General features: G+C 33.3%; 27 protein-coding genes. 20 read left to right on the top strand and 7 right to left on the bottom strand.

What is annotated here, in order from left to right; genetic code table 11:
• Positions 1 to 97: 97 nt before the first annotated feature.
• The 6 genes from V1503_RS23230 to V1503_RS23205 all read left to right on the top strand — a co-directional run bounded on the left by V1503_RS23230 (position 98) and on the right by V1503_RS23205 (position 6,191).
• Complete coding sequence (locus V1503_RS23230) at positions 98 to 1,027, top strand: DMT family transporter (protein ID WP_410629330.1); 930 nt, start codon at positions 98 to 100, stop codon at positions 1,025 to 1,027.
• Positions 1,024 to 2,127, top strand: a complete 1,104-nt coding sequence (locus tag V1503_RS23225; protein WP_410629329.1) for a saccharopine dehydrogenase family protein — start codon at positions 1,024 to 1,026, stop codon at positions 2,125 to 2,127. The genes V1503_RS23230 and V1503_RS23225 overlap by 4 nt, the downstream gene beginning before the upstream one ends.
• A gap of 286 nt (positions 2,128 to 2,413) precedes the next feature.
• Entirely contained in the window at positions 2,414 to 3,121 is a 708-nt protein-coding gene (locus tag V1503_RS23220) for an SDR family oxidoreductase (protein ID WP_410629328.1), read from the top strand.
• Between the two features lie 767 nt (positions 3,122 to 3,888).
• On the top strand, positions 3,889 to 4,215 hold the full coding sequence (locus V1503_RS23215; protein WP_410629327.1) for an NUDIX domain-containing protein: 327 nt from the start codon (positions 3,889 to 3,891) through the stop codon (positions 4,213 to 4,215).
• A gap of 467 nt (positions 4,216 to 4,682) precedes the next feature.
• Complete coding sequence (locus tag V1503_RS23210) at positions 4,683 to 5,075, top strand: hypothetical protein (RefSeq protein ID WP_410629326.1); 393 nt, start codon at positions 4,683 to 4,685, stop codon at positions 5,073 to 5,075.
• 132 nt (positions 5,076 to 5,207) lie between these two features.
• On the top strand, positions 5,208 to 6,191 hold the full coding sequence (locus V1503_RS23205; protein ID WP_410629325.1) for an alpha/beta fold hydrolase: 984 nt from the start codon (positions 5,208 to 5,210) through the stop codon (positions 6,189 to 6,191).
• Positions 6,192 to 6,369: 178 nt separating this feature from the next.
• Here V1503_RS23205 and V1503_RS23200 read toward each other — a convergent pair whose 3' ends face one another.
• Positions 6,370 to 6,876 (bottom strand): hypothetical protein, encoded by a 507-nt coding sequence (locus V1503_RS23200; protein ID WP_410629324.1) that lies wholly within the window; start codon positions 6,874 to 6,876, stop codon positions 6,370 to 6,372.
• 362 nt (positions 6,877 to 7,238) lie between these two features.
• On the opposite strand from V1503_RS23200, the gene V1503_RS23195 reads away from it, so the two are divergent.
• Together V1503_RS23195 and V1503_RS23190 are read left to right on the top strand one after the other, a co-directional pair.
• Positions 7,239 to 8,435, top strand: coding sequence for a nitrate/nitrite transporter (locus V1503_RS23195; RefSeq protein WP_410629323.1), 1,197 nt, complete (start codon positions 7,239 to 7,241; stop codon positions 8,433 to 8,435).
• Between the two features lie 151 nt (positions 8,436 to 8,586).
• The gene (locus V1503_RS23190) at positions 8,587 to 8,952 is read left to right on the top strand and encodes a globin domain-containing protein (RefSeq protein WP_320257219.1); all 366 of its coding nucleotides are present in this window, start codon (positions 8,587 to 8,589) and stop codon (positions 8,950 to 8,952) included.
• A 331-nt stretch (positions 8,953 to 9,283) separates the two neighbouring features.
• Here the strand turns inward: V1503_RS23190 and V1503_RS23185 are convergent, their stop codons facing one another.
• Positions 9,284 to 9,568 (bottom strand): hypothetical protein, encoded by a 285-nt coding sequence (locus V1503_RS23185; protein WP_410629322.1) that lies wholly within the window; start codon positions 9,566 to 9,568, stop codon positions 9,284 to 9,286.
• 196 nt (positions 9,569 to 9,764) lie between these two features.
• Between V1503_RS23185 and V1503_RS23180 the strand changes: the two genes are divergently transcribed.
• The 4 genes from V1503_RS23180 (at position 9,765) to vrrA (ending at position 12,411) form a co-directional block, all read left to right on the top strand.
• Entirely contained in the window at positions 9,765 to 9,857 is a 93-nt protein-coding gene (locus V1503_RS23180) for a YjcZ family sporulation protein (RefSeq protein ID WP_214481874.1), read from the top strand.
• 43 nt (positions 9,858 to 9,900) lie between these two features.
• Positions 9,901 to 10,047: a YjcZ family sporulation protein gene (locus tag V1503_RS23175; protein WP_320210503.1), complete on the top strand. Its 147-nt coding sequence runs from the start codon at positions 9,901 to 9,903 to the stop codon at positions 10,045 to 10,047.
• A 398-nt stretch (positions 10,048 to 10,445) separates the two neighbouring features.
• Positions 10,446 to 11,483 (top strand): polysaccharide deacetylase family protein, encoded by a 1,038-nt coding sequence (locus V1503_RS23170; protein ID WP_410629321.1) that lies wholly within the window; start codon positions 10,446 to 10,448, stop codon positions 11,481 to 11,483.
• 109 nt (positions 11,484 to 11,592) lie between these two features.
• A complete protein-coding gene (gene vrrA / locus V1503_RS23165; protein ID WP_410629320.1) occupies positions 11,593 to 12,411 on the top strand; it encodes a VrrA/YqfQ family protein in 819 nt (272 codons plus the stop codon).
• A 54-nt stretch (positions 12,412 to 12,465) separates the two neighbouring features.
• On the opposite strand, the gene V1503_RS23160 is transcribed toward vrrA, so the two are convergent.
• Both V1503_RS23160 and V1503_RS23155 read right to left on the bottom strand, forming a co-directional pair.
• A complete protein-coding gene (locus V1503_RS23160; RefSeq protein WP_410629319.1) occupies positions 12,466 to 12,906 on the bottom strand; it encodes an Hsp20/alpha crystallin family protein in 441 nt (146 codons plus the stop codon).
• Between the two features lie 176 nt (positions 12,907 to 13,082).
• A complete protein-coding gene (locus V1503_RS23155) occupies positions 13,083 to 13,811 on the bottom strand; it encodes a glycerophosphodiester phosphodiesterase (protein WP_214481869.1) in 729 nt (242 codons plus the stop codon).
• 481 nt (positions 13,812 to 14,292) lie between these two features.
• Here V1503_RS23155 and V1503_RS23150 point away from each other — a divergent pair, with 481 nt between their 5' ends.
• Positions 14,293 to 15,039: a class I SAM-dependent methyltransferase gene (locus V1503_RS23150; protein ID WP_410629318.1), complete on the top strand. Its 747-nt coding sequence runs from the start codon at positions 14,293 to 14,295 to the stop codon at positions 15,037 to 15,039.
• Between the two features lie 108 nt (positions 15,040 to 15,147).
• Here V1503_RS23150 and V1503_RS23145 read toward each other — a convergent pair whose 3' ends face one another.
• A complete protein-coding gene (locus tag V1503_RS23145; RefSeq protein WP_410629317.1) occupies positions 15,148 to 15,432 on the bottom strand; it encodes a hypothetical protein in 285 nt (94 codons plus the stop codon).
• A 463-nt stretch (positions 15,433 to 15,895) separates the two neighbouring features.
• On the opposite strand from V1503_RS23145, the gene V1503_RS23140 reads away from it, so the two are divergent.
• Both V1503_RS23140 and bshB2 read left to right on the top strand, forming a co-directional pair.
• The gene (locus V1503_RS23140; protein ID WP_410629503.1) at positions 15,896 to 16,237 is read left to right on the top strand and encodes a YojF family protein; all 342 of its coding nucleotides are present in this window, start codon (positions 15,896 to 15,898) and stop codon (positions 16,235 to 16,237) included.
• Positions 16,238 to 16,251: 14 nt separating this feature from the next.
• A complete protein-coding gene (gene bshB2, locus V1503_RS23135) occupies positions 16,252 to 16,917 on the top strand; it encodes a bacillithiol biosynthesis deacetylase BshB2 (protein ID WP_214481865.1) in 666 nt (221 codons plus the stop codon).
• A 106-nt stretch (positions 16,918 to 17,023) separates the two neighbouring features.
• Here the strand turns inward: bshB2 and V1503_RS23130 are convergent, their stop codons facing one another.
• On the bottom strand, positions 17,024 to 17,251 hold the full coding sequence (locus V1503_RS23130) for a hypothetical protein (RefSeq protein ID WP_410629316.1): 228 nt from the start codon (positions 17,249 to 17,251) through the stop codon (positions 17,024 to 17,026).
• A 212-nt stretch (positions 17,252 to 17,463) separates the two neighbouring features.
• On the opposite strand from V1503_RS23130, the gene V1503_RS23125 reads away from it, so the two are divergent.
• A complete protein-coding gene (locus V1503_RS23125) occupies positions 17,464 to 18,060 on the top strand; it encodes a hypothetical protein (RefSeq protein ID WP_410629315.1) in 597 nt (198 codons plus the stop codon).
• 286 nt (positions 18,061 to 18,346) lie between these two features.
• Here the strand turns inward: V1503_RS23125 and cspD are convergent, their stop codons facing one another.
• Positions 18,347 to 18,547 carry a cold-shock protein CspD gene (gene cspD, locus V1503_RS23120; RefSeq protein ID WP_214481863.1) on the bottom strand — a complete coding sequence of 67 codons (201 nt, stop codon included), beginning with the start codon at positions 18,545 to 18,547 and terminating at the stop codon, positions 18,347 to 18,349.
• A gap of 240 nt (positions 18,548 to 18,787) precedes the next feature.
• Between cspD and murG the strand changes: the two genes are divergently transcribed.
• The 4 genes from murG to V1503_RS23100 all read left to right on the top strand — a co-directional run bounded on the left by murG (position 18,788) and on the right by V1503_RS23100 (position 22,559).
• Positions 18,788 to 19,858 (top strand): undecaprenyldiphospho-muramoylpentapeptide beta-N-acetylglucosaminyltransferase, encoded by a 1,071-nt coding sequence (gene murG / locus V1503_RS23115; RefSeq protein WP_320257213.1) that lies wholly within the window; start codon positions 18,788 to 18,790, stop codon positions 19,856 to 19,858.
• A 205-nt stretch (positions 19,859 to 20,063) separates the two neighbouring features.
• Positions 20,064 to 20,882 carry a VanW family protein gene (locus V1503_RS23110; protein ID WP_410629502.1) on the top strand — a complete coding sequence of 273 codons (819 nt, stop codon included), beginning with the start codon at positions 20,064 to 20,066 and terminating at the stop codon, positions 20,880 to 20,882.
• A gap of 291 nt (positions 20,883 to 21,173) precedes the next feature.
• Positions 21,174 to 21,644: a hypothetical protein gene (locus V1503_RS23105; RefSeq protein ID WP_410629314.1), complete on the top strand. Its 471-nt coding sequence runs from the start codon at positions 21,174 to 21,176 to the stop codon at positions 21,642 to 21,644.
• A gap of 354 nt (positions 21,645 to 21,998) precedes the next feature.
• Positions 21,999 to 22,559, top strand: coding sequence for a GNAT family N-acetyltransferase (locus tag V1503_RS23100; RefSeq protein WP_214481860.1), 561 nt, complete (start codon positions 21,999 to 22,001; stop codon positions 22,557 to 22,559).
• Positions 22,560 to 23,174: the final 615 nt, after the last annotated feature.

Below are 23,174 nucleotides of genomic sequence, written 5' to 3'. Positions count from 1 at the left end.
TAGTAACTAAACTATTTTTAATGATAAGGTTTAGTATCTAAACTAATATAATCTTCAATAACATTATTCTGCATAAGAAGAATGGAGGAGGATTTATATGGGTGAGCTTTATGCTGTTTTATCAGCGTTAATGTTTGCAGTAAATAACGTGATCATTAAAAAAGGAATAATAAGAAATAACAATACAGATAATGGTTTCTTTATTACTATTTTCATAAATGTGATTTTTTTAGGGCTTCTTTGTCTCATTACAATTGCTGTGAAAGGCTGGAACATACCCTTTTCATGGACTTCTGTATTGTTTTTTTCGTTGGCTGGATTATGCACGACAGGGATCGGAAGGTTAACCTTGTTTTCTAGTATTTCTTATATTGGCCCTTCAAGGGCATCTGCAATCCGAAATACTACACCGATTTTTACAACGCTATTCGCTATCCTTTTTCTAAATGAAACAATTTCTCTATTACCAGGAGTTGGAATGATGTTGTTAATGGCGGGGATTATGAATGAAGGGTTTGGTTTACGGAAAATTGGAACATCTCATAAGCAATTAATCAAATCACAAGAGAGCTTGCATTACAAAAATAAGCAAACGTTTGGATATGGATTAGCAATTCTTTCAGCATTTACCTTTGGTGTTGGGCAAGGACTTCGGAAACAAGGTTTATTAACTATGGATCACGCTTTTTTTGGAGCGTGGGTTGGAGCAATGACATCCTTACTTTTTGTGTTGATTTATCAATCAATCCGTGGCAATTTAACAAGCAATATTAAGGGAAGCTTCATTAAATTAAATCCTTATTATTTACTTGCTGGTCTATTTACGAGTTTAGGTCCCTTATTCTTTTTTCTTGCAACACAATCGATTCAAGTATCTTATGTAAGTGTCATTACCTCTACAGAGCCCATCATCACGGTATTAATTAGTGGGATTTTGTTGAAACGTACCGATTCTATAACAATTCGTAGTTTGATAACAATCTTTATGATTTCAATAGGTGCCATATTAATGGTAGTTGCTGTATGAAGAACAAACAATCAAAGGAAGTGAGAAATGAAATGAAGGATAATATTCTTGTTATTGGTGGGTATGGACATGTTGGAAAAATAGTTTGTGAGATTCTTGGGAGGAACTTACCTGGAAAAGTGATTGCAGCTGGAAGAAATTTAAGGAAAGCGGAGGAGTTTTGTCAAACAACAAAAGGTACGGTAATACCGTTTGAATTAGATATTTCAAAGCCTGTTCCCTCAGAGTTATTAAGCAAAGTGAGAGTTGTAGTAATGTGCTTAGATCAGAGGAACTTAGACTTCGTTCGTACTTGCTTTAATCATAAAATCCATTATGTTGATATTTCTGCAAAATACACGTTTCTATCCAGTGTTAAAAGACTACAAGCTGAAGCAGAGAAAAGTAATGTATGCGCAGTTCTAAGTGTGGGGTTAGCGCCTGGACTGACGAATTTATTAGCCTCTTTTGCCAAAAGCTCCCTTGATCGTACGGAGGCAATTGATATTTATATCATGCTAGGGCTAGGAGATTATCATGGCAAAGCCGCCATTGAGTGGACGGTAAATAACTTAAATAGCACGTATCAAATTCATTCGGGTAGTGATAAGACTCAAATAGAAGCTTTTAGCGGGGGAAAGGAAACTTCATTCTGTAAAAATATTGGAAAGAGAAAGGGATTTTATTTCAATTTTTCAGACCAACATACGCTACCAGACACATTGAAGGTTCCGGCTGTTGCTACTAGGGCGTGCTTTGATTCCCGTATTATGACTAGTATGTTTGCATTGTTAAAAAGGGTTGGGGTATTTAAGCTATTAAAATATCAATCTATTCGAAAGATGATGGTGTGGTTGTTAAGTAACATTAGGTTCGGAAAAGATACGTATGCAGTGAAAGTTGACGCTTTTGGGGTGTATAACGGTAAAAAAGTAGTTGCTGAATGTGGGATTCAAGGACAAAAAGAATCTTTGATTACTGCCAAAGTAGCAGCCAAAGTAGCAGAAAATCTTTACACTGTTCAAAACCAGAAGGGGGTCTATCATATAGAAGAGTTGTATGATATACATTCCATCTATAACGATTTGCCATCTCCTGAAGTTTTTATAACGAATGTCTAAGTTATTGTTTTACCATTTAAAGTAAATTATATATAGCAAATAAAATGATATGGGAAAATGAAGCTATTATATGAAATCTGTTGGTAAATCAATTAGCAATATTGCCTCATTATTTTAACAAACAACACTTAAGTGTCTGTGGAACGTTAATTATTTGAAGTACAATAGTTTCAGCATTACGATACACAAGAAATGGTTCAAAGATATATTAAAGAGTATGACTGTTTGATCGATTCAATCATACATGAATACATGAAATAAAATAGTATGAAAGTAGAGATGGAATATGAGAGTATTAGTTCTTGGGGCAAGTGGCACTACCGGCAAACAAGTCGTCAGACAATTAATCAAAAGGCAAATCAATACACGGATTCTTATCAGAAATAGTGCAACTCTTTCCAAAGACATTAAAGAACATCCATTAGTGGAAATCAAGAAGGGTAATATCAACGACTTAAATGATTCTGAGATGAATAACCTCCTACTTAATTGTAATGTCATTATCTCCTGCCTTGGTCACAACCCTACACTTAAAGGGATGTTTGGTAAACCTCGTTATTTGGTATTTGATGTAATAAAAAGAATCAGTGAGACAGTTAAAGATACAAAAGTAAAACTCATACTTATGAGTACAACAGGTTATTCGAATACTTTATCTAGTGAGAGAAATTCTATAGGAGAAAAACTCATCCTTTCACTACTATATTTATTCCTTCCTCCTCATCGTGATAATGTCAAGGCTGCTAATTATTTGATTGAAAATATTGGTAAAGAAGATGGGAACATTGATTGGATTGCTGTACGGCCGGATACATTAGTCAACATTGATGAAGAAAGTTCTTATGAAGTTTGTGAATTTCCAATAAGAAGCCCAATTTTTAATGCTGGTAAAACGAGCAGAATAAATGTAAGTCATTTTATGGCTGAACTAGTTTCAGATGATATTATATGGGAAAAATGGGCATTTAAAACTCCTGTCATTTATAATAAATAGAAGAATGACTGCTATAAACATCAATTCAAAGAAAACCTGCTTAGTCTCGATGGTGAACTTACTGACTGCAAAGTGCACCATTGAACAATTTTAATGAAATTATGTTGTATTGTTTTAAAAACCACAAGCACTTCTCCATTCTATGTTCGTAGAAATGTATATAGTTTTATACGAAACAAGATGATTTGTGGGTTTACAAGATTAGCTTATTAATGGACAACTTGAAAATGTTTTTCAACAAATTGAACTTCTCTTGAAGGAGAGTAGCATTCTTAGGATGTTTTCGCATTGATTGCAGCTTTTCGTACTTATAAAACATGTAATAACCCAAGCATTTATGGCATCTTTTCTCATATAAAATGGGGTCAATCGCATAAAATTATTTATTGCTGCTCTAAATTAGTGTCAAGAACAACATAGTTTACTATATTTATAACACCTTTGCCGGAAGCATAAGTAAACTGTAAGTATTGAAATTTTGGACTTTATGTTTTTTAATGTAAGGTGTTTCTGGTTTCAAATATCATTTTAGTAAAGTGTGAAGAAGTTAGTCTCTCAATAATCTTTAGCAATATGGCGGAACATTTACACAAAGATCAGCAGGTGATCAGTCCATCTTTTATCTTATACCAATAATAATGAACAGTTAGATTTCTATAGGGGGGACATCCATTGATTGATAGAGTTAATATTTTGGCTTTTATTTATACAATTAATCCAGTACCTTCTTTTTTGCTTTTAAAAAGAGTTTTAAATAATGGAGGGTATTGGCAACCAGTAAGCGGTGGATAGAGATAAATGAACAACCAATACAAGCTGTAAAGAGAGAATTACATGAAGAAACTGGAATAACAAATGTAACTAATATTTTTAATTTGGATTACTCATATAAATTTGAAACAATTAAAAGCGATGTTAAGATGAGCATGATGGACATTAGCTTTGGAGTTGAAGTTCCTCAAATACAATCTGTATATTTATCAACGGAACATGAATTATATAAGTGGTGTTCAAAAACAGAAGTAAAGAAATATTTGGAATGGAAATATAGTATTTTTGCTTTTGAAAAGTTATGTGATGTTACAAATAACTAAACTGGAACAACAAAAGTAGTTATACAACACCAATTTTATAAAAGAAAATTAACTAAGGTGAAAATAATTTACATGGTAATTATTACACCTTTTTTTGTGTAACTTTTTTTTCCTTGAAGCGTCAAATAATACTGAATCCAAGTTTTAGAAAAGTCCTTCAATTTCAGGATAGGTCACAGTGTATTAGATGAGCAAATCTTGATGCTGGCATGATTCACATTACCATGCGTCAAATTAAACGAGCGGCGCGCATCTTTTACTTGAGTCTATTATAGCGCCTTGATAACTGATGTATATACGCTTAGTTAAATGAAAAATGTATGTAATCAGGAATAACTACAGAAGTGACAAGTGGGTTCATATGGAGGCAAGATACGTAATTTTATTAGGTGGATTGTACTGACAGTATAGAGTTTTACCTTATCAAGTACATATATAATCCATTCTTGAAAAGGATGAGGAAAGTTATGAATAAACAAAAGGTTACTGTAGGTAGTATTATTTTTGTTATCTTATCATTTATTATTATTATTGTTTTTCTAAGTTCTACCTTTATAAATAATAATCAAATAAAAATAACGAAGGTAGGTTATGTTATCTCAAAAGAAAAAGTAAATGATAGTGTATTTCGTATTTTAATGTCTGATCATTTAATAGCTAAACCGGGCCAGGAGGTAACTATGGAACAGATGATGCACAATGACGGATATTGGGTTGGGGGAATTACTGAGGCCGAATATGAAGAGGTGGTGGTTGGAGAAAAAATTGAGTTGGAACTTTGGCTAGATAGAAATGGTCCGACACAATTAGATATACTTCCCCCTATACTAATAACAACTAAGGTGCAAATCAAACAGTAGAATACTAACATATTTATCAACTTTTCTTTTAATCATATATCTGTTTAATATTCAGTATTTATAATATATATTACTTTCTTATGTCAGTTGGGAATATAGGGATTTTTCACATCAAAAACAAGGAGGGTATATATGATTAAAAGTAAAACACCTAGCTTTAGAGATGAACAGGGAAATTTGGTGGACGATAGTATTGCTTCATTGGAAAAAATGATGATCGGTGGAGTGAATCAGTATGTTCTCATGAGAGGGAAAAGTAAAAATGCTCCCATATTACTGTTCTTACATGGGGGCCCAGGTTCAGCTCAAATAGGATTCGCACCAAAGTTACAAAAAAAGCTTGAGGAAAGCTTTGTTGTAGTGAATTGGGATCAAAGAGGATCTGGTAAATCATATTCAGCTGATATTAGTAGGGAAACAATGAATATTAAGCAATTCACTACAGATGTTTATGAATTGATTATTACTCTTTTGAGTCGTTTCAATCAAGAAAAAGTATACTTAGTCGGACATTCTTGGGGAAGTTTTTTAGGTATCATAACAGCTTATAAGTATCCCGAACTTATACATGCATACATTGGGGTAGGTCAGATAGTTAACATGGAGCGAGGTGAGAATGTTTCTTACCAATTTACACTTGATAAAGCAAAAGAAACAAATAACATAAAAGCAATTACACAATTAGAAAACATAGGTGAGCCACCATTTGAAAGTTTAATGAAACTTCGTATACAAAGAAAGTGGTTAGAAAAATTTGGAGGAACAGTGCATAAAAGCACATTTCCAAAATTAGCGTTAAAGTCGTTTACATTACGGGAATATACAATGCTAGATTGGGTTAGGACTATTAAAAATGGTATTCTATTTTCCTTGGATAATCTATGGGAAGAGTTACTGGAAGTAGATATGTATAATCTTGCATTAAAGTTTGAAATTCCTATGTATTTCTGCGTTGGGCGTTACGATTATCAAACTCCGCACGAACTTGTTCAAGAATATTATCATTCGATTGAGGCACCAACAAAAGAGCTAGTTTGGTTTGAAAACTCTGCTCATTCTCCTAATTTTGAAGAGCCTAACAAGTTCTATGATGTATGCTTATCAGCAGTTCAATAGATTCCCCTTTTTGAAATGAGCGTTTTAAAAATTGCCTTAACGTTTTATAGTTGTTCTTCAAAGAAAGATACTAGGCAGTGATTTATTTGACCTCATAGGACAAAATGGCACTTTTATATTAACTGCCACTTGTGATCATAAGAAAAATAACAGTTAATATAAAATCAGCCTTTCATTATTATCCACGATTCATTAATAGTTTCAATACTCTGTATCCATCACTGGGCATACCTCCGTATCCCCATAAAAATGATGGATATTTTATTGGGAGGATTGTTAAAATGAATTGTGCGAGAGATGCATGCATAATCGATTTAATAAGAAAACTAGTTAACGAATTAAAGTCTAGAAATGTATATAACACATAACAAAATAAGCTTAACATAAATGAGAATAATGGACCTGATAATAAGACTAAAGCATAGTGAACACTCATACTTTTATGTTTTGGAATATGAAAAAAAGCAAATCCAAGCCAACCACTTAATGGCTGAATTTTAATTGTTAGTCTACCAAAAGTAATCCCAGTACCTTTATCGGATTTCCCTAATCTTATTTCTACAGGATCCTTACTTATTAATAAAGCTGGAAGTGCATGACCAAGTTCGTGAATGAATGTTGTAAATGGAAGTATAAGCGTGATAAATAATAAGAAAATGACTGCAACTTGTATATAACCATCCATAAATTCCTCACCTCATTATAACCATCTCACATCATATCTTCGACAAGTCTTAAAAAAACCCTTCTACTATGTGCTCAGCCCATCATTAAACTAACATAATAACAGGATTGATGACAGTGTGATTCAGGTCACTATTTAGAGTTTATGTTTACACTATAATGATAGTGTAAATGATAAAAACAAATTGGTTTAGGAGGTTTTGATAGATGAATTTACATAATGAGTTGAAAAACGCAGCTTCCACTTATTATGAAAAAAATATTGATTGCAACACGTTAACAATAGCTTAAACCTTTTTTGGAGATGAACCACTCATAAGAGAGAAACCAATTTTTTACTAGAAGAGAAGGAAGGTTTTTTGCATGCTTTCAACCACAATGAATAGTAGACCAATAGTGCAGCTATCATTACAAACCATTAGTTTAATTGCTAGTTTTATGGTGTGGGTAATATTATCGTCGTTAATGCCATTTATTTCACAGGATTTAACTTTATCCACATCTCAAATTGCTCTAATTACGTCAGCACCTGTTATATCAGGATCACTACTGCGAATTCCTATTGGGTTTCTTACAAGTAAACACGGTGCTAGCAACTTATTTATAGCAAACTTTATTATCTTGCTTATTCCCGTATATTTAGTAAGCATTTCGACATCATTTATTCACTTATTTATTCTCGGTTTAATTCTTGGTATTAGTGGCGCCACATTTTCAATTGGTGTTACTTCATTACCTAAATATTTTAATAAAGCAAAGCATGGATTAGTAAATGGTATTTTTGGATTAGGTAATATAGGTACTGCATTTACATCTTTCCTTGCCCCAATTATTGCAAATGAATTAGGATGGAGATTAACTATTCAATTTTATTTATTTTTAATTGCTTTTATGGTCATTGCAAACTTTATATTAGGGGATAAGAAAGAAAAAACTGTAAATGAGAAATTTGTAAACCCGCTCAAATATTTAAAACAAAATCAAGCAGTTTCAATGCTATCTCTTTTTTATTTCCTAACATTCGGAACGTTTGTAACGTTTACTGTGTTATTACCAACAATGCTTGTATCTAATTTTAATATACCTAAGGTGGAATCTGGGTTTATTCCGGCAATATTTATTATCATTGCTACATTAATTCGACCGATAGGCGGGTTGCTTGCAGATAAATTCAACCCTTACGTGATTCTTATTCTAGTCTTTGTTGTTATAGGGATAGTAAGTATAGTCATAGCGTTAACTAATGAGTATGCAATTTTCGTTATTGCAATTATGACCATTTCCTTCTGCTCAGGAATTGGGAATGGCGTTGTCTTTAAGCTTGTACCGTTATTAGTAAAAACACAAACAGGTACAGCGAATGGTATTGTAGCAGCTACGGGTAGCTTAGGGGGATTTTTTCCACCTCTTATCATTGCTTATATAGTGAACTTGACTAATAGCTACTCTGTTGGTTTCGCTTTTTTTACAATCCTTTCTATAGTTTGTCTTACGTTAACGGTTTCAGCGAACAAGAGATTTAAAGTGTCAATACTAAATGAAAAAGCGGCTGTTAGGTAGCGACTAGAAACTTACATTTAACAAAGGATTATAGAAACTGAAGCTTTATCAAACGTTAAGTATTATAAGTACAATTATACAAAACTATTAACTGTGAAGGCTTAGTTATAAAATAAAATCGTATTTTCTATATCATTTAGAGGTGATAGAAATGGCTAACCGCGAAGCTCTCAATCTAAATACAGAAAAGATTAAAGAACTGGTGGAGGTATTTTATCAAAATCTTTTACAAGAGCAATATTTTAAAGATACGTTTAATGCTAGAGGTGTAGACTTAAATCTATTAAAGTCAAGGCAGCAATCTTTTATTCTTGCTTTAATGGATGATACAGAGGTAAATGCTAATCATCATCAGCAAGTTCAGACACGACACCCATTTAACACGACACCAGAAAATGCGCAAATGTGGATACGAGTGATGGAGGAAAGTATGGAAGAAATATCTTTAGACGAAACAATAAAATCGAAACTATTAACTAAAATGCATATGTTAATGAAAACAATTGTTAGAGGTTAACAAACTCGTTCAAGTAAGTGTCTACTCTCAAAAAAAGTATAGCGACCTACTTATACTGATTTAGAGATGCGCTTATTAGAGCTAAAGGCTATTCAAAGTAAATATAGTAGGAATAATTTGTAATTTCGGGATGAGGCATAATCCTTGATCAAGTTAGCTATATACGTTGAGGCAGTCTAATAATTATTATATATAAAATGAACACTTCCACTTTGAAATTATGGAAGTGTTTTTTTATTAGGCTCTTTTCTTAAACTTTGTTGCTATAACATTAGATATTCTGTTTTGATCATAGTTACATAACAACAAGCATGTTGATAAAAGGCTTCGATTACCAAAAAAATAGACTAGCCAAAGCAATGCCAGTTATAGCTCCAAGGCCGATACCAACAGCTAACCCTGGGAAAAATCCACCAAATGGTCGATATAAGCCATATCCGAAGCCGCCTCTAGGACCGTATCCAAACCCTCTACTCGGAGGGCCAGCAGGCTGAAGATATACTTTATTTGGTGTAAGATGCACAATTCTACCGACGTGACGATTTCCATGGTGATCATCGATTTGAACGACTTGCCCATGGTATCTACGGCACATATTGTACCAGTGTAAACTCATATATGTCTCCTCCTTTCCATTTAGCGTATGTTTGTCAATGATGTTTGCCTGTACGCTTATCCATGTTTAACTTAAGAAAATTTTCAATAATAGTACAAATTCATCAAAAAAATGCCTTAAATTAGGTGTTTATCCCTTACGTCAAGAACCCAATTTGAATAACGTATTAAGGAATATTTGAAGGAGGTGTTTTGTAGTGGCTGCAGCAGGATTTGCAAGTGGATTTGCGTTAATCGTTGTATTGTTTATTTTATTAATTATAGTTGGTACAGCCTTTATTAGATATTAACAACTATTGTTGTTACTACACGTAATAGGAGGTGGAAAAAAGTATGGATGGTTATAAAGGAGTAAGCCCAGCTTATGGAGGGTATGGTCCTCATTATGGTTATGGGTGCTATCATGGATTTTCAAATTTTGTGTTAATCGTAGTGTTATTTATTTTATTAATCATCGTTGGAGCAGCTTTCTGTTTTTAGATACATTTTGTATTATTTTCTAAAATAAATAAAATTGTATCAATCTCTATTTGTAATTCGAGTCATTACTTCTGGCACAAAACCAATGTTAAATCGCGTTAGTTACAAATAAAGACAAGAACCCAATGACACATGCTTGGGTTCTTTTTAACATTTATATATATCTGACGTACATAAATAATTGATTAAATACGAATATGTAAATGTTGTACATAGAATAATTGTTTTTTCATATTTACTAGTTTGCTTGTTTTATTTTATTTTATTGTATTCGACAAAACGTCTTGTCATCGATATACAGTATAAATTTGTCGTTTATTGTAACCATTTTGTTACTATTTATCTCTCATTCAATTTTATAATTTTATTAACAACATAGACTAAAAGGGATGATGACGTTGAGACAGAAAAGGCAAAAAAGAAAGATTTTAAGATTAAGGGAAGGTATATTAATTTGCAGTTCAATTGTGCTATTAATAATTATTATGAGTTTAAACATTGGCAGTGATAAGCCAATTGCTTCAAATAATAAAGTAGTTGCAGCAGAACAAAGTAACAAAACTGAATCTACAACAGATATTGTAGAGGATGAAATAATTGATAATGACAATAATACAATTGCCGAACATACAGACAATGACGAAAGTCAGCAACAAAATCTCACTGTGGATGTTTCAGACGAAAACGAAAATATTCATCAGCAGGAAGATGAAAATGTTGATGAAACAACTGTAGAACAAGAAGAAATTGATGAGTCTGAACAAACACAACCAACGAATAGCTCTATCGCAACTGGCTTAGAAGTTGGAAATGAAATAAATAAAGAACAAATAGAGCATGAAAAAAAACTCGCATATTTAACTATTGACGATGGACCTTACGGTAGCTCAAAAGATATATTAGATATTTTAGAAGAATATAATGCTAAAGCTACTTTCTTTATGGTAGAACCAAAAATGAGAGAGTATCCTGAACTCGTTCGAGAAATGGTTAGAAAAGGACATGGTGTAGGCTTACATTCTGTCACACATGATAAACATCAATTTTACTCATCTCGTCAATCATTACTTAATGAACTGTCTGTTTCGAATGAAACATTAAAAGAGATTACTGGAGAAACCACACCATTAATAAGGACGCCTTATGGTAGTGCTCCTTATATGACGGACGAATATAAAGCTGCAGTTACTAATAATGGCTATATAATGTGGGATTGGAATGTCGATAGTAAAGATTGGAAATACCGAGATGAAAGGTATGTACATGATACAATTGCGCAAATAGAGAAATTAAGCGAACAAGATCATGCTCCTGTCATCTTATTACATGACAAAACTACTACTGTTAACCATTTACGTGAATTATTAGAGTACTTAACAGAAAATCATTATGAGTTACTTAAGCTTGATGCATCATTACAACCTGTTCAATTTTAAGATAGCCTATTTGTTATAAAGCAGTTTCATTTTCATTTTGAAACGAATAAACATATTATGTACCCAATAAAGATAACTTTCTGATTACTACAGAAAGGAGGATAGATATATGTTTCCATTTCAAAGGCCGACACCTCCACCAATAGCAAACCAAGCGCCAATACGACCCGGATTGTTTCGACCCCCTACAGGAGGAGCAAATATGATTGGGGGAGCTGCCAATCAAATGCAACAAGCAGCAGCTAGACCAGGAATTCTTGGTAGATTACTAGGGGGTGGAGGAGTTAACCCAGGAAATGTTGCTGGTACTGTACCAAACCAAATGTTTGGAGGCTTAGGGGGCGCTCAGCAATTAGGTGGAATGTTACCTAATGCTACTGGCGGGGCAGCAGCTGGGACACAACAGGCAGCACAAACTGGGGGGCTTTTATCAAGATTTCTTGGTGGCGGCGGGGCTACTGGTGGCTCAAACATCATGGGAATGTTAGGTAATGTTCAAAAAGTGTTAAATATGACACAACAAACAATTCCTATGGTGCAACAATATGGACCCTTGGTTAGAAACATTCCATCAATGGTTAAAATGATGAGATCACTCAATGATGATAGTGAAGACGAAGATGACACAGAATCAGAGTCAGAAAATACAGATATAACAGAAGATGAAGAAGAAGAAGAGCAGGATAATAATAGTAATAAAACGAGTCAATCAATAAAGAAAACGGGCGATCAAAATAAAAAAAATGTAAAGAAAAAAACATCGAATGAGGGGACTAAAAGTACTCCAAAGAAGAAGAAAACATCTGACAGTAATAAAAAAACAACAAAAAGAAAAACAAGTGGAAATTCCCAAGGGAAAAATCGAGAAGCACAAAGTCGCAAAGCGCAAAATACAGAGGGACAGTCTGTTCCGAAGTTATATATATAAAAATAAAACAGGGATTGGATTCACCCTGTTTTTATTTTTGTTTTTTCAATTGAATTAGTCTATGTCGATTTTTTTCCTTTTTTTCTTAGGGATTAGTACTTCCAATATACCATTTCGATGAGTAGCCGTTAATTTATGTGGTAAAACATATTCAGGAAGTGAAATAGACTTTTCATTCTTAGGTGGTCTTTGGGGTCTGAAAAACGGATTGTTGTTAGTTCTGTTATTTTTGAGTTCTCGCTTTACCTTGATTCGTAATTCATTACTTAATCTGTCAATAATAATATCCTCACGCGGTACACCTGGTAGTTCAGCTTGTATTACAAAGTGTTTTTCTGTTTCAAAGACATCTACAGGGAAAGAGTTTTCAGGGGCAGCTAGTAAAAAGTAATCATCTATTGCTGAAAAAGCAGATCTTCGCGGCCGTTCCTGAAATAATTCATTCATTAAATTCATTGGGCTTTTGTTTGGTTGACTTTTCTTTTCATTCGCCAACGTAGTTCCTCTCCTCTCAACAAATTATTGTGTGTTAGCACTAGTTTTCTCAAAAATAGGTTATGTAAATTATTTTGATTTGTATAGGTTATTCGCTGAGAAAATGAAAATAAGTTCATTCCGAGCAAGTGTATATTCTTGCTTAGTAGATGAACAGAATAAAGGGGAGACACACATTAAACTTGAAATCTTGTTTTAAAGTCTGGAAAATCTGTGACAACCCCTCTAATTTTTAATTTAGCAAGCTCGTTCATCGTATTCATGTCGTTTATTGTCCAGGCAAAGATTTCAAAATTATAGTAATGGAGATGATTTATCGTAGAGCTATTTAAGATGGTCCAGTAAGCATTCATATAATGAATAAAAGAGCGGTAACTTTCAAGTGTTTGTTTGGAAAAATCGTGAAATAAAAAATGTAATAACAACGCTTTTTTTACATTTGGTAAGAGTTTATGAAGTTTCTTTAGCGTAGAAGGATAAAACGATTGAATAATTATGTTGGAATTTTGTTGTTCAAGGTTCCGCTTTTTGAGCTCTGCAGCTAGTTTTTGTTCGATCTTTGGATATAGAAAGGGGTTGCACAATTCAATGATAATCCCTATTTTGTCAGAATATTGATCGAGCACCTCTCCTAAAGTAGGAACTTTTTCTTTTTTGAAATCTGCATGAAACCAGTTTCCCGCTTTTAATTGTTTAATAGACCTAAGAGAATAGTCTTTCACATTCCCGGTTCCATTAGTTGTACGGTCTACTGTAATATCATGTATGACGACAAGCTCTTGATCTCTTGTCATTTGTACATCTATTTCAATGTAGTCAGCCTCTAAGGCAACTGCTTTGTCAAATGCTGCAAATGTATTCTCAGGTGCATATCCAGAAGCACCTCGGTGCGCTATAAATAACATTTCCCTCACTCGCTTACATTTGTTTTTTCATTAAGCTCATTTGTAAACTTTGTTGCTATTATCACCAAGTTAACCAATAAGAAGCGGCTTTATATGTTAGTAATCATATTACAGAAGAACTGATGCCACGAAACGCTAGTTGTTCCCTGTGTATATTACATAACATGAAAAACAACAATCAAGGTGAAAACAACCTTTCATGATGCACCTATACTGAAAACACATAGAAAAAATGGCATAATCTAGATTTTCATCTGTAACCCTTAAATAGCATCTAAACGATTCAGCATTATTATATGCAGCTGATGAAATGTTGACTTGTAAAATATGAAAATATTATGTAAGTGTAAAAGAACATGATGAAATAATTATAGCCAATTGTGGATAACAGCATTCATTTTGTTGTAACTATGTTTTCATGGTACATCTTTTAAGAATATTCATATAATGCTATCATCATGATGAAAAAAGGTTGGGATCAATGAAAACTTTTAAATACATTGATTTTCTTGCAGAATTTGGTATTGGTGGAGCTCACCCTGGTGGATTTCTTTTGTCAAAAGAGGTATTATCTGAATTGCCGATTGATCAATCTAGTCGTGTGTTAGAAGTTGGGTGTGGAACAGGTCAAACGACAGCTTACATTAAAAAGAAATACAAATGTAATATGTATGCACTTGATAACCATCCTGTTATGATATCAAAAGCAAAGAAGAGATTTACTGGAAATAACTTACAAGTACACGTTCAAGAGGCTGATATTAGATACATGCCGTTTCCTAATAACTTTTTTGATATCGTAATAGCTGAATCTGTTACGTGTTTTACTGATATTTCAACATCCTTACAAGAATATAGCCGTGTATTGAAGGATAATGGTGTATTATTAGCCATTGAAATGACGACAGATAAGCTATTATTACAGCATGAAGTTAAAGAAATAAAGAGCATGTATGATATATCAGAAATATTAACAAAGAAACAATGGATAACAAAATTAACACAAACTGGTTTTGCCACAGTAGATGTGTTAAAAACATCAACTGTAAACAATTCTTTATTTAGGCAAGAGCAACCAGAATTCAATTTTTCAGCGAACATAGACCCTGAGTTATTTAAATTATGGGCAAATCATAATGATATGACCCAAAAATATCGACATATTTTAGGTTATGGAGTTTTTATAGCTAAGAAGGAAGCTATAAAAGAAGAGAAAGTACAAGGTTAGTAAAATTCTCAGCTTATTTTAAAGTAATCATAGGCAGTAAAAAATGGATCTCCAAAGGCTATAGTGCCTTTGGAGAGATGAATTCAACTGAGAGTGAAAGCAAAGTACTTACCAGAAAAAAGCGAATGCGAGTGCAGTTATTGCGACTATACCGACTATCGCAACAGCTGCAACTGCAGCAGCTCCACCGAACCCACCGTATCCACCATATCCTCCAACATATCCTAGACCATACCCGCCGAAACGTCTCGGTCCTGGGCCTAGTGGTCTAATATACACGTGTGAGGGTGTTACATTGTCTACAATACCTCGATGAACTCCTCCACCTCTTAAACGAACTTCCACAGGTCTTCCTGTATATGAACAACATCTGTGGTAAATATGTTGACACATATTGTTTGAATCTCCCCTCTAATGAATTTATTTGTGATGTAAGCATACTAGTTGTTTCAATCCAATGAATATACTATAGTTTATGTAATGATTTCATTTTTTGCGTGGGACTAACGTTGAGGGCTATCGTGGAGTTTATTTGAAAGGCCCTTTGTGTGAACATTGTTAATATTGTTACCAAATTAGTACTATATAAATGGTTTTATATTGTTAGTCATTGTTGTACAGAACAAAAGATGCCACGAACTCTATTTGAGTACGTGTTTATTCTTAATACGAAAAACAACAATTAATGCGAAAACAGCCATTTGAAATGTGAAATTCCAAGTGTTTCTTTCATTAGTATGCTATTTTGTATACTAATAAATGGAAAAAGTATACGATATTAGTTGGTAGTCCCATGTATTAAAATGTTCTCTTTATCCCTATTACATTTTTATTGGAGTGAGATACTGTGAAGCCAATTGAAAAGGAAAATGTCCAAGAGGTACTCGATAAACTCTTGAACGAAAAGTTATTCGTACATTTAGAAACAACTACTGGTGCCTATGCTAATCATTTCGATGAAAAAAATATGACAGTTGCCGCTTTTATAAGAAACGTGCCAATTTGTTTCTCACAAGCAAAAATTAAGGGCCCCGGACCGTATCGTATAGGACTAAAAATAGAACAAGGCTGGGTTTATGCAGAAGGAATTACTGATTGGGAGATTAATGACCAATCCCAAGTATTGCTTGCTGGGCATGATAAGGAAGGCCGTTTAGCCATATCATTACAGCTTAGTAAACAACCATTTAATGAGTAAGGAGGTAGAAAGAGATGGAACGACATGTACTTGTAGTATTACCACATCCAGATGATGAAGCTTTTGGTGTAGGTGGGTTAATAGCGCAATATTCTAAAAAAGGAATTCCTGTTACATATGCTTGCGCTACACTTGGAGAAATGGGTAGGAACATGGGGAGTCCGCCAATCGCAAATAGAGAGACCCTTAGAATGTTAAGAAAAACTGAACTACAAGAGGCTTGTTCTGTATTAGGAATTAAGGATTTGCGTATGTTAGGGTTTAGAGATAAAACGTTAGAATTCGAAGATGAAGCAAAACTAGTTAATAGTATAAAAGCTGTGATAGATGATGTGAACCCGTCATTGATCATTACCCACTATCCAGATCATGGTGTTCATCCTGACCATGATGCATGCGGTTTAGCTACAGTTAAAGCAGCAAAAAAAATAAAGGATGACAATAGACCGAGAGTATTAGGTCATGCAATATCAAAAAATCGTTTTGAGGTACTCGGTAACCCAACTTTCACTGCCGATGTAAATGACGTATTCGATATTAAAGTAAATGCTTTGAAGGCTCACCGTACACAAACAGAAGGTATGATTAAAAGGTATAATGAAAATAAAGAAAAACAAGAAGAGTTCAAAAAATGGTTCGGTACTGAATTGTTTTGGGACATAGACCTAGATAAATTTTAGTAGCAACAGACTAGACTCGGCTAACTAGCCGAGTTTTTATGTTATTCAATCCAATCATACTTAAGAGTAGAACTTAAGAAATGCTTTTGATGTGTCACTATTTTATTTAGGCTGTATCCTCTTCAGACTCTCTACCATCGTCAAGTAATAATGCACCATTCCGAATTAATGACTGGAATAAATCAAGCGGAAAAACACCGCCATATTTTGCATTCTCCATTTCAATCCTTACATTAGAAGCATTGATCTTTACTACTTTTAATTTTTTTGAATTATAGAAATTGGGAACAAACTTTGTCGTAATTTCAAATTGCATATTTTCTTTTAGCTCCATCATAGTCACCTTTGTATTAGTATCGTGTTTTATACAATATAAATTTTTCCTGTTATTGATTACATTAACCAATTTTTTTCTTTTTATTCAGCGAGTATATAAAATTTTTAAAAATATCCTTAGACCATATAAAAACTATAGAAATTAGGTAGTAGCGAAAAAGAGGCGAACGCATACACTAAATACGAGAAATAGGAGGAGGTAGAAACCAAATGTACTATCAGCCTGGAGGCAATTATTATACACAACAAACAAACCTTCAGTTTCCGAAGAGAATGAACAGCGTAAGAACGCCAATGCAAATGTATGTACAGCAAGTGATACAAAAGTGGAATGATGGCCCAAGAAATGAAGCTTTGAATTTCATGAAAAAATATGGCCTTCCAGATGAGGCAACACCAAGAATGATAATTTGGTATAACAATGAACCTTGGAAACGCACAGTAATATATAAAGAAACCATACCGCACAATTTTCCTAAAAAACATGTTGATTTCATTGAACAAACCATAGCCTATAGAGTACCGATACATTTATACGATAATATCGCAAGGTTTGATGGGAGTATCATATTAGATCGTACAAAAGGTGAAGTGACTGTAAGGTGTGATAATGAGGCAATGAACTATGCTGCGTTAAATATTATGCATGAAATTGTCACAAGAAAGCGTACTGAGCAAGAAGCAAGGGATTATTTAGCTAAGACAGTGAAGGAATATGAAAACAACGAGCCAACACCATATACGGAAGGGTTTTTATTTAAGTTACCCACAAAGAAGACAGCTGATCCTGATAAAGCTGTATTGTGAACATGATGCCTGCAACAATTGTAGGCATTATAAAATTGTTTAAGGCTGTTTTCACATGATTGTATACGTATTAAGTAAAAGCGCGAAATAACTAACACGTTGATTAGTCTGTAAGATGTGTGTTTTACTGCATGTGATAGTAAATCCTTCCAAATGAATTAGAAAGCACAAAATTGCAAAAGAACTTTGTTTTGGAGATTTTTTTTAAAAGCCTTAATTAAAGCTCACAACATTGTAAATGTAAAAAACCGCCTAAAGAATTAGACGGTTTAATACAGGTTAAAGCTTAAAATTTTTGAACGTTTGAAGCTTGAGGGCCACGGTTACCTTCTTCGATGTCGAAAGAAACTTCTTGACCTTCTTCTAGTGTTTTGAATCCATCACCTTGAATTGCAGAAAAGTGTACGAATACATCGTCTCCGCCTTCAACTTCGATAAATCCAAAACCTTTTTCTGAATTAAACCACTTAACTTTACCTTGTGCCATTTTTTCCTCCTGTGTGGATATCTTCCACTATGTAATGCTTATTCTTACTCCTAGTGCTCTATAATATGAACTACATTCATAAAAAGTTTTAGGAATAACAATAATTAAAATAAGTATATCATTTTTTATAACAATTTCAATATGGTTTTTTAAGTTTATTCTTCCACAAGAGTAAGTTGATATGGTAACATTTGTTTATGATTTGACATCATGATAAGCAAATAATGAGGGTGAATAAAAATGACTAATAGAATTTTGTTTACAGGAGGAGGATCAGCAGGGCATGTAACAGTAAACCTGGCACTGATTCCTTATTTTATAAAAGAAGGTTGGGAAATTGATTATATCGGTTCAATTAATGGGATTGAAAAAGAACTTACTGAGAGTATTCAGGAAGTAAATTATCATAGCATTTCAACAGGAAAGTTGCGTCGATACTTTGATTGGAATAATATTAAAGACCCTTTCAAAGTCGTAAAAGGAGTATTTCAAGCTTATACAATAATAAAAAGAAGGAAACCTAATGTCGTCTTTTCAAAAGGGGGGTTTGTTTCCGTACCTGTAATTATTGGTGCAAAATTGAACAAAGTACCTATAATCACTCATGAATCAGATTTAACACCAGGCTTAGCAAATAAACTTTCACTCCCCTTTACAACTAAGGTATGTACGACATTTCCAGAAACAAGGGATCATTTACCTACGCATAAGGTTGAACACGTTGGGGCGATTGTTCGTAAAGAAATATTTGAAGGTAATCCTGTCCAAGGAAGGGTAATCACGGGCTTTACAAAAAATAAACCTACGCTGTTAGTTGTAGGTGGAAGTCTTGGTTCTAGGCGAATTAATGAAGTTGTAAGAGCAAGTCTTGACAAGCTGTTACCACATTTTCAAATCGTGCATATTTGTGGGAAGGGACAAGTAGATAAGTTAATAAATGATCGTTCCTACAAGCAGTTTGAATATGTGAAAGAAGAATTACCTGATCTTTTATCGATGGCTGACATTGTTATATCAAGAGCAGGTTCAAATGTTATTTTCGAACTGTTAGCATTGAAAAAGCCAATGCTGCTTATTCCATTAACAAAAGAAGCAAGTCGTGGGGATCAATTGTTAAATGCCAAATCATTTGAAGATCAAGGCTTTAGTAAAGTTCTCTTTGAAGAAAAACTTTCAAAAGAATCACTACAAGCTGCAATAAAAAATGTTTATAAAGATCGACATCAATATATAGAAAAGATGGAAAGATCAAATAATGATAACTCAATTGAAAGAGTTATCAATTTAATTAAAGAGAACATGAAGAAATAATTTAATTGTGGGTTATCATACTAGGAGCTTTATAAGAATAGTCTCGTGATCGTGGCAACTGTTGTTCTATTTAGATGATAATAATCTCATAAAGAGCTTATCCAATTAATTTATTTAAACAAAAGTTGAGAAAAATTATTTACAAAAGAACGAACTTATCCAAGGCTCCTGTGTATTTATTTCATATTGGGGGAATGAAGTGAATATGAAACAACCCGTTCAGCGTTCAAAATTGAGAACAAACGTAGGAAAGATCTATTATATTTCTAAGCGTTATTTAAAATGGTATTTTAATGATACATATTTTGCAAATGAAAAACACAATGTTAAGCTTCCTATTATCATATATAAACATCAAACACCACTGTTACGCAAGTTGAAAAATGTTGATATGTGGCTACAACAAAATAAAGTTCACAACATACATTTAGCAATAAAAAATATTAACGGCATTGTTTTAAAACCTGGTGAAACATTTTCATATTGGAAATTAATAGGGAAACCTACGAAGGGTAAAGGGTATGTTAATGGAATGGTTTTGTCTCATGGCTCGTATAAAGTAGGTATAGGTGGAGGGTTATGCCAATTGTCAAATTTAATCTACTGGATGACACTCCATACCCCATTAACTGTAATTGAGAGGCATCGTCATAGCTATGACGTTTTTCCAGACTCCAATAGGACACAACCATTCGGAAGTGGAGCTACTTGCTATTTTAATTATATAGACTTACAAATAAGAAATGAAACAACACAAAACTATCAACTTCATTTATATTTAACTAACGATTATTTAGTTGGTGAGTGGCGTGCGGAAAAAGAGCCTGTACATTCCTATAAAATTTATGAAAAGGACCATTTCATTACAATGTCCACTTTTGGCAAATACGTCCGACACAATTTACTACATAGGAAAGTTTACAATAACAATGGTGATGTTTGTAAAGACGAATATATTACTGAAAACCACGCTATTATGATGTATGAGCCGTTATTAGAACAAGGGAAGGGCATAGATGATTAAACTAGACTCTTTTCGTAAACGTTGTTGCTATGGTTACTAAAATAATAGAGAAAAATGTCGTTTTACAGAAGAAAAGATGCACGACGTCTAGTTGCAAACGTGTTTATTTTTTGACAAAAAAACAATAATCTATGCAATAACAGCCTATTCAATAATGATATTCGAGGGAAATGTGCCATGTGGACAAGAATCGTACCTATAGTTTTATTACTCGTTTTAGTTGGTTGTAATCATGACATACATTCAAAAGAGCAAGCTCAAATAGCTAAACTAAAATAACGAGTTGCTCAGTTGGAAGAGCGTCTAAATGAAAAAATCAGTGAAGACCAGGTGTATGACATGATGGACTCTAAAGAAGACTTCAGAGTTGGAGTTAAAGACATGTACCTGCTTGATAACCAAAAATTAGAACAATTAGAACATTTAATAACAAAACTTCCTAGTATTGAGATTATTACTGGGTTTATAACTGACTTGCACTCTGACAATCTTGATAAATATATTACTATCGATGCTGTTAATTATTTAAGTGGAGAACAAGCGATACGAGCCATAATGGATGATGCGAATGTGTGTAGAGAGGAAGTCTTCTTACCTAATGGTTTTTATATACAAAATAAGCAAGTTGAGCAAATGAATTATCGGCTTAGTTCGGATTTATTGCTATATATAGCTGACGGTAACAATAAAAGCTACACAGAAGATCTTAACAGCTTATTGAACCATATGAGAGACTCTTTAATCATGATGAAGTCATCATGATTGAGGAGCAATATCTTCCTTGAACTTGAGGATCATAAGAAAATGCGTAGTATAGGGTGATTTTCTTCATATTGTGTGCTAGCATTTATTAACTATTGTAGTATTTCCATAGTTGTAAAAATATATATGAACAACTAGCTTTATACATACTATTTTGCTTTGCAGGAGAATTTACAAATAGAAGTAAATGATGAAAATAGATCATAATGATTCGAAAAAACCACTTATCCTATGCTCGTTTTCGATATATATCAGCAAAAAAATAGTTTAAATACAAAAAAATTATAATTTTAGAAATAAAGACATGAAATCCATCAATTATCGTATTATTGTTTAAAGAGAGAGGGAAAACGCATGGATGGTAATTTTCCAATTATTGAAACAGATAGATTAATCTTAAGAAAAGTGACAAAAAATGATGCGAATGAAATGCTTGCATATCTTTCAGATGAAGAAGTTGTGAAACATATTGGTTTAACACCTTTCCAATCATTATCCGACGTTTGGGATGAGATTAAGTGGTATGATTCTATTATAGAAGAAGGCACAGGTATTAGGTGGGGAATTACTTTAAAAGGTCATAACAAGGTGATAGGAAGTTGTGGTTTTCTAAACATGAAATCTAAACATTTCAGAGCTGAAGTTGGATTTGAATTAAGTAAAGATTTTTGGGGGAAAGGTATAGCTAGTGAAGCGTTAGGGGCTGTTATTAATTATGGGTTTCGTCATTGTCAGTTAGAAAGAATTGAGGCTTTAATAGAACCTGCTAATCTTCCATCACAAAAACTAGTAGAACGGCAAGGGTTTACTAGAGAAGGGTTGCTTAGAAGTTATGAGTATACGTGTGGTAAATTTGATGATTTATATATGTACTCAATATTAAAAGCAGATATAGATCGATATGAAAGCAATTAAAGAATTTAAGCCTGTTTTCGCAACGATTTTTGCTTTTCGTTCTAATATATAAGGACGGTCGTGCCATCCTTTCATCTTTTACAATAATGAGGTTTCATAAATACCCTTCATACTGTTCTTTTTCGGAAAAATAGCAACAAAGTTAACGAACGAGCCTCATTAAAAAAAGAGTAAGTGAGATTATTAGGGAGCCATAAATGATTGGTTCCCATTTTTATATTAAGAATATAAAATGTTAGACAACTGGGACGATTATATGCTATTTGGCTTTTAATGCCGATGACTCTCTTTGCTAATTGTCCATTCTTATACTTGACTTCTCTAAGTTGATTTATTAGCAATTCCGCTTTTCATCTTTGATATAATTGTAAACGAAACAGCGGTCACTATAGTAGTCTTTGTTGCTGGGTATGCATTGTTAGATTGTATAAAGTTGAAATCACAAACAGTAAAACCCTCTCATGTAGACAACATACTTTGTTATGCCTCGACAGTTAAACTTAGTTCATCAAATTTCATTACCCCATCTGAATTTAAAATGTCATCAGCTCTCTAAACAATTAAAGTTATGATTATTATTATGGGCTATCAACTTATGATAGGCTTATTTGTTAT

The organism is Nanhaiella sioensis, assembly GCF_046557775.1.
Taxonomy (GTDB): Bacteria; Bacillota; Bacilli; order Bacillales; family SM2101; genus Nanhaiella; species Nanhaiella sioensis.
This window is presented reverse-complemented; position numbering and strand designations above follow the sequence as displayed.

Coding starts and splice junctions, on each gene's coding strand:
- V1503_RS23150 (WP_410629318.1), top strand. CDS start 14,293: ATGAAAACTTTTAAATACATTGATTTTCTTGCAGAATTTGGTATTGGT.
- V1503_RS23185 (WP_410629322.1), bottom strand. CDS start 9,568: ATGAGTTTACACTGGTACAATATGTGCCGTAGATACCATGGGCAAGTC.
- V1503_RS23195 (WP_410629323.1), top strand. CDS start 7,239: ATGCTTTCAACCACAATGAATAGTAGACCAATAGTGCAGCTATCATTA.
- V1503_RS23155 (WP_214481869.1), bottom strand. CDS start 13,811: ATGTTATTTATAGCGCACCGAGGTGCTTCTGGATATGCACCTGAGAAT.
- V1503_RS23175 (WP_320210503.1), top strand. CDS start 9,901: ATGGATGGTTATAAAGGAGTAAGCCCAGCTTATGGAGGGTATGGTCCT.
- V1503_RS23190 (WP_320257219.1), top strand. CDS start 8,587: ATGGCTAACCGCGAAGCTCTCAATCTAAATACAGAAAAGATTAAAGAA.
- V1503_RS23230 (WP_410629330.1), top strand. CDS start 98: ATGGGTGAGCTTTATGCTGTTTTATCAGCGTTAATGTTTGCAGTAAAT.
- V1503_RS23110 (WP_410629502.1), top strand. CDS start 20,064: ATGAAACAACCCGTTCAGCGTTCAAAATTGAGAACAAACGTAGGAAAG.
- V1503_RS23100 (WP_214481860.1), top strand. CDS start 21,999: ATGGATGGTAATTTTCCAATTATTGAAACAGATAGATTAATCTTAAGA.
- V1503_RS23220 (WP_410629328.1), top strand. CDS start 2,414: ATGAGAGTATTAGTTCTTGGGGCAAGTGGCACTACCGGCAAACAAGTC.
- V1503_RS23210 (WP_410629326.1), top strand. CDS start 4,683: ATGAATAAACAAAAGGTTACTGTAGGTAGTATTATTTTTGTTATCTTA.
- V1503_RS23225 (WP_410629329.1), top strand. CDS start 1,024: ATGAAGAACAAACAATCAAAGGAAGTGAGAAATGAAATGAAGGATAAT.
- V1503_RS23125 (WP_410629315.1), top strand. CDS start 17,464: ATGTACTATCAGCCTGGAGGCAATTATTATACACAACAAACAAACCTT.
- V1503_RS23205 (WP_410629325.1), top strand. CDS start 5,208: ATGATTAAAAGTAAAACACCTAGCTTTAGAGATGAACAGGGAAATTTG.
- vrrA (WP_410629320.1), top strand. CDS start 11,593: ATGTTTCCATTTCAAAGGCCGACACCTCCACCAATAGCAAACCAAGCG.
- cspD (WP_214481863.1), bottom strand. CDS start 18,547: ATGGCACAAGGTAAAGTTAAGTGGTTTAATTCAGAAAAAGGTTTTGGA.
- V1503_RS23200 (WP_410629324.1), bottom strand. CDS start 6,876: ATGGATGGTTATATACAAGTTGCAGTCATTTTCTTATTATTTATCACG.
- V1503_RS23130 (WP_410629316.1), bottom strand. CDS start 17,251: ATGGAGCTAAAAGAAAATATGCAATTTGAAATTACGACAAAGTTTGTT.
- bshB2 (WP_214481865.1), top strand. CDS start 16,252: ATGGAACGACATGTACTTGTAGTATTACCACATCCAGATGATGAAGCT.
- murG (WP_320257213.1), top strand. CDS start 18,788: ATGACTAATAGAATTTTGTTTACAGGAGGAGGATCAGCAGGGCATGTA.
- V1503_RS23145 (WP_410629317.1), bottom strand. CDS start 15,432: ATGTGTCAACATATTTACCACAGATGTTGTTCATATACAGGAAGACCT.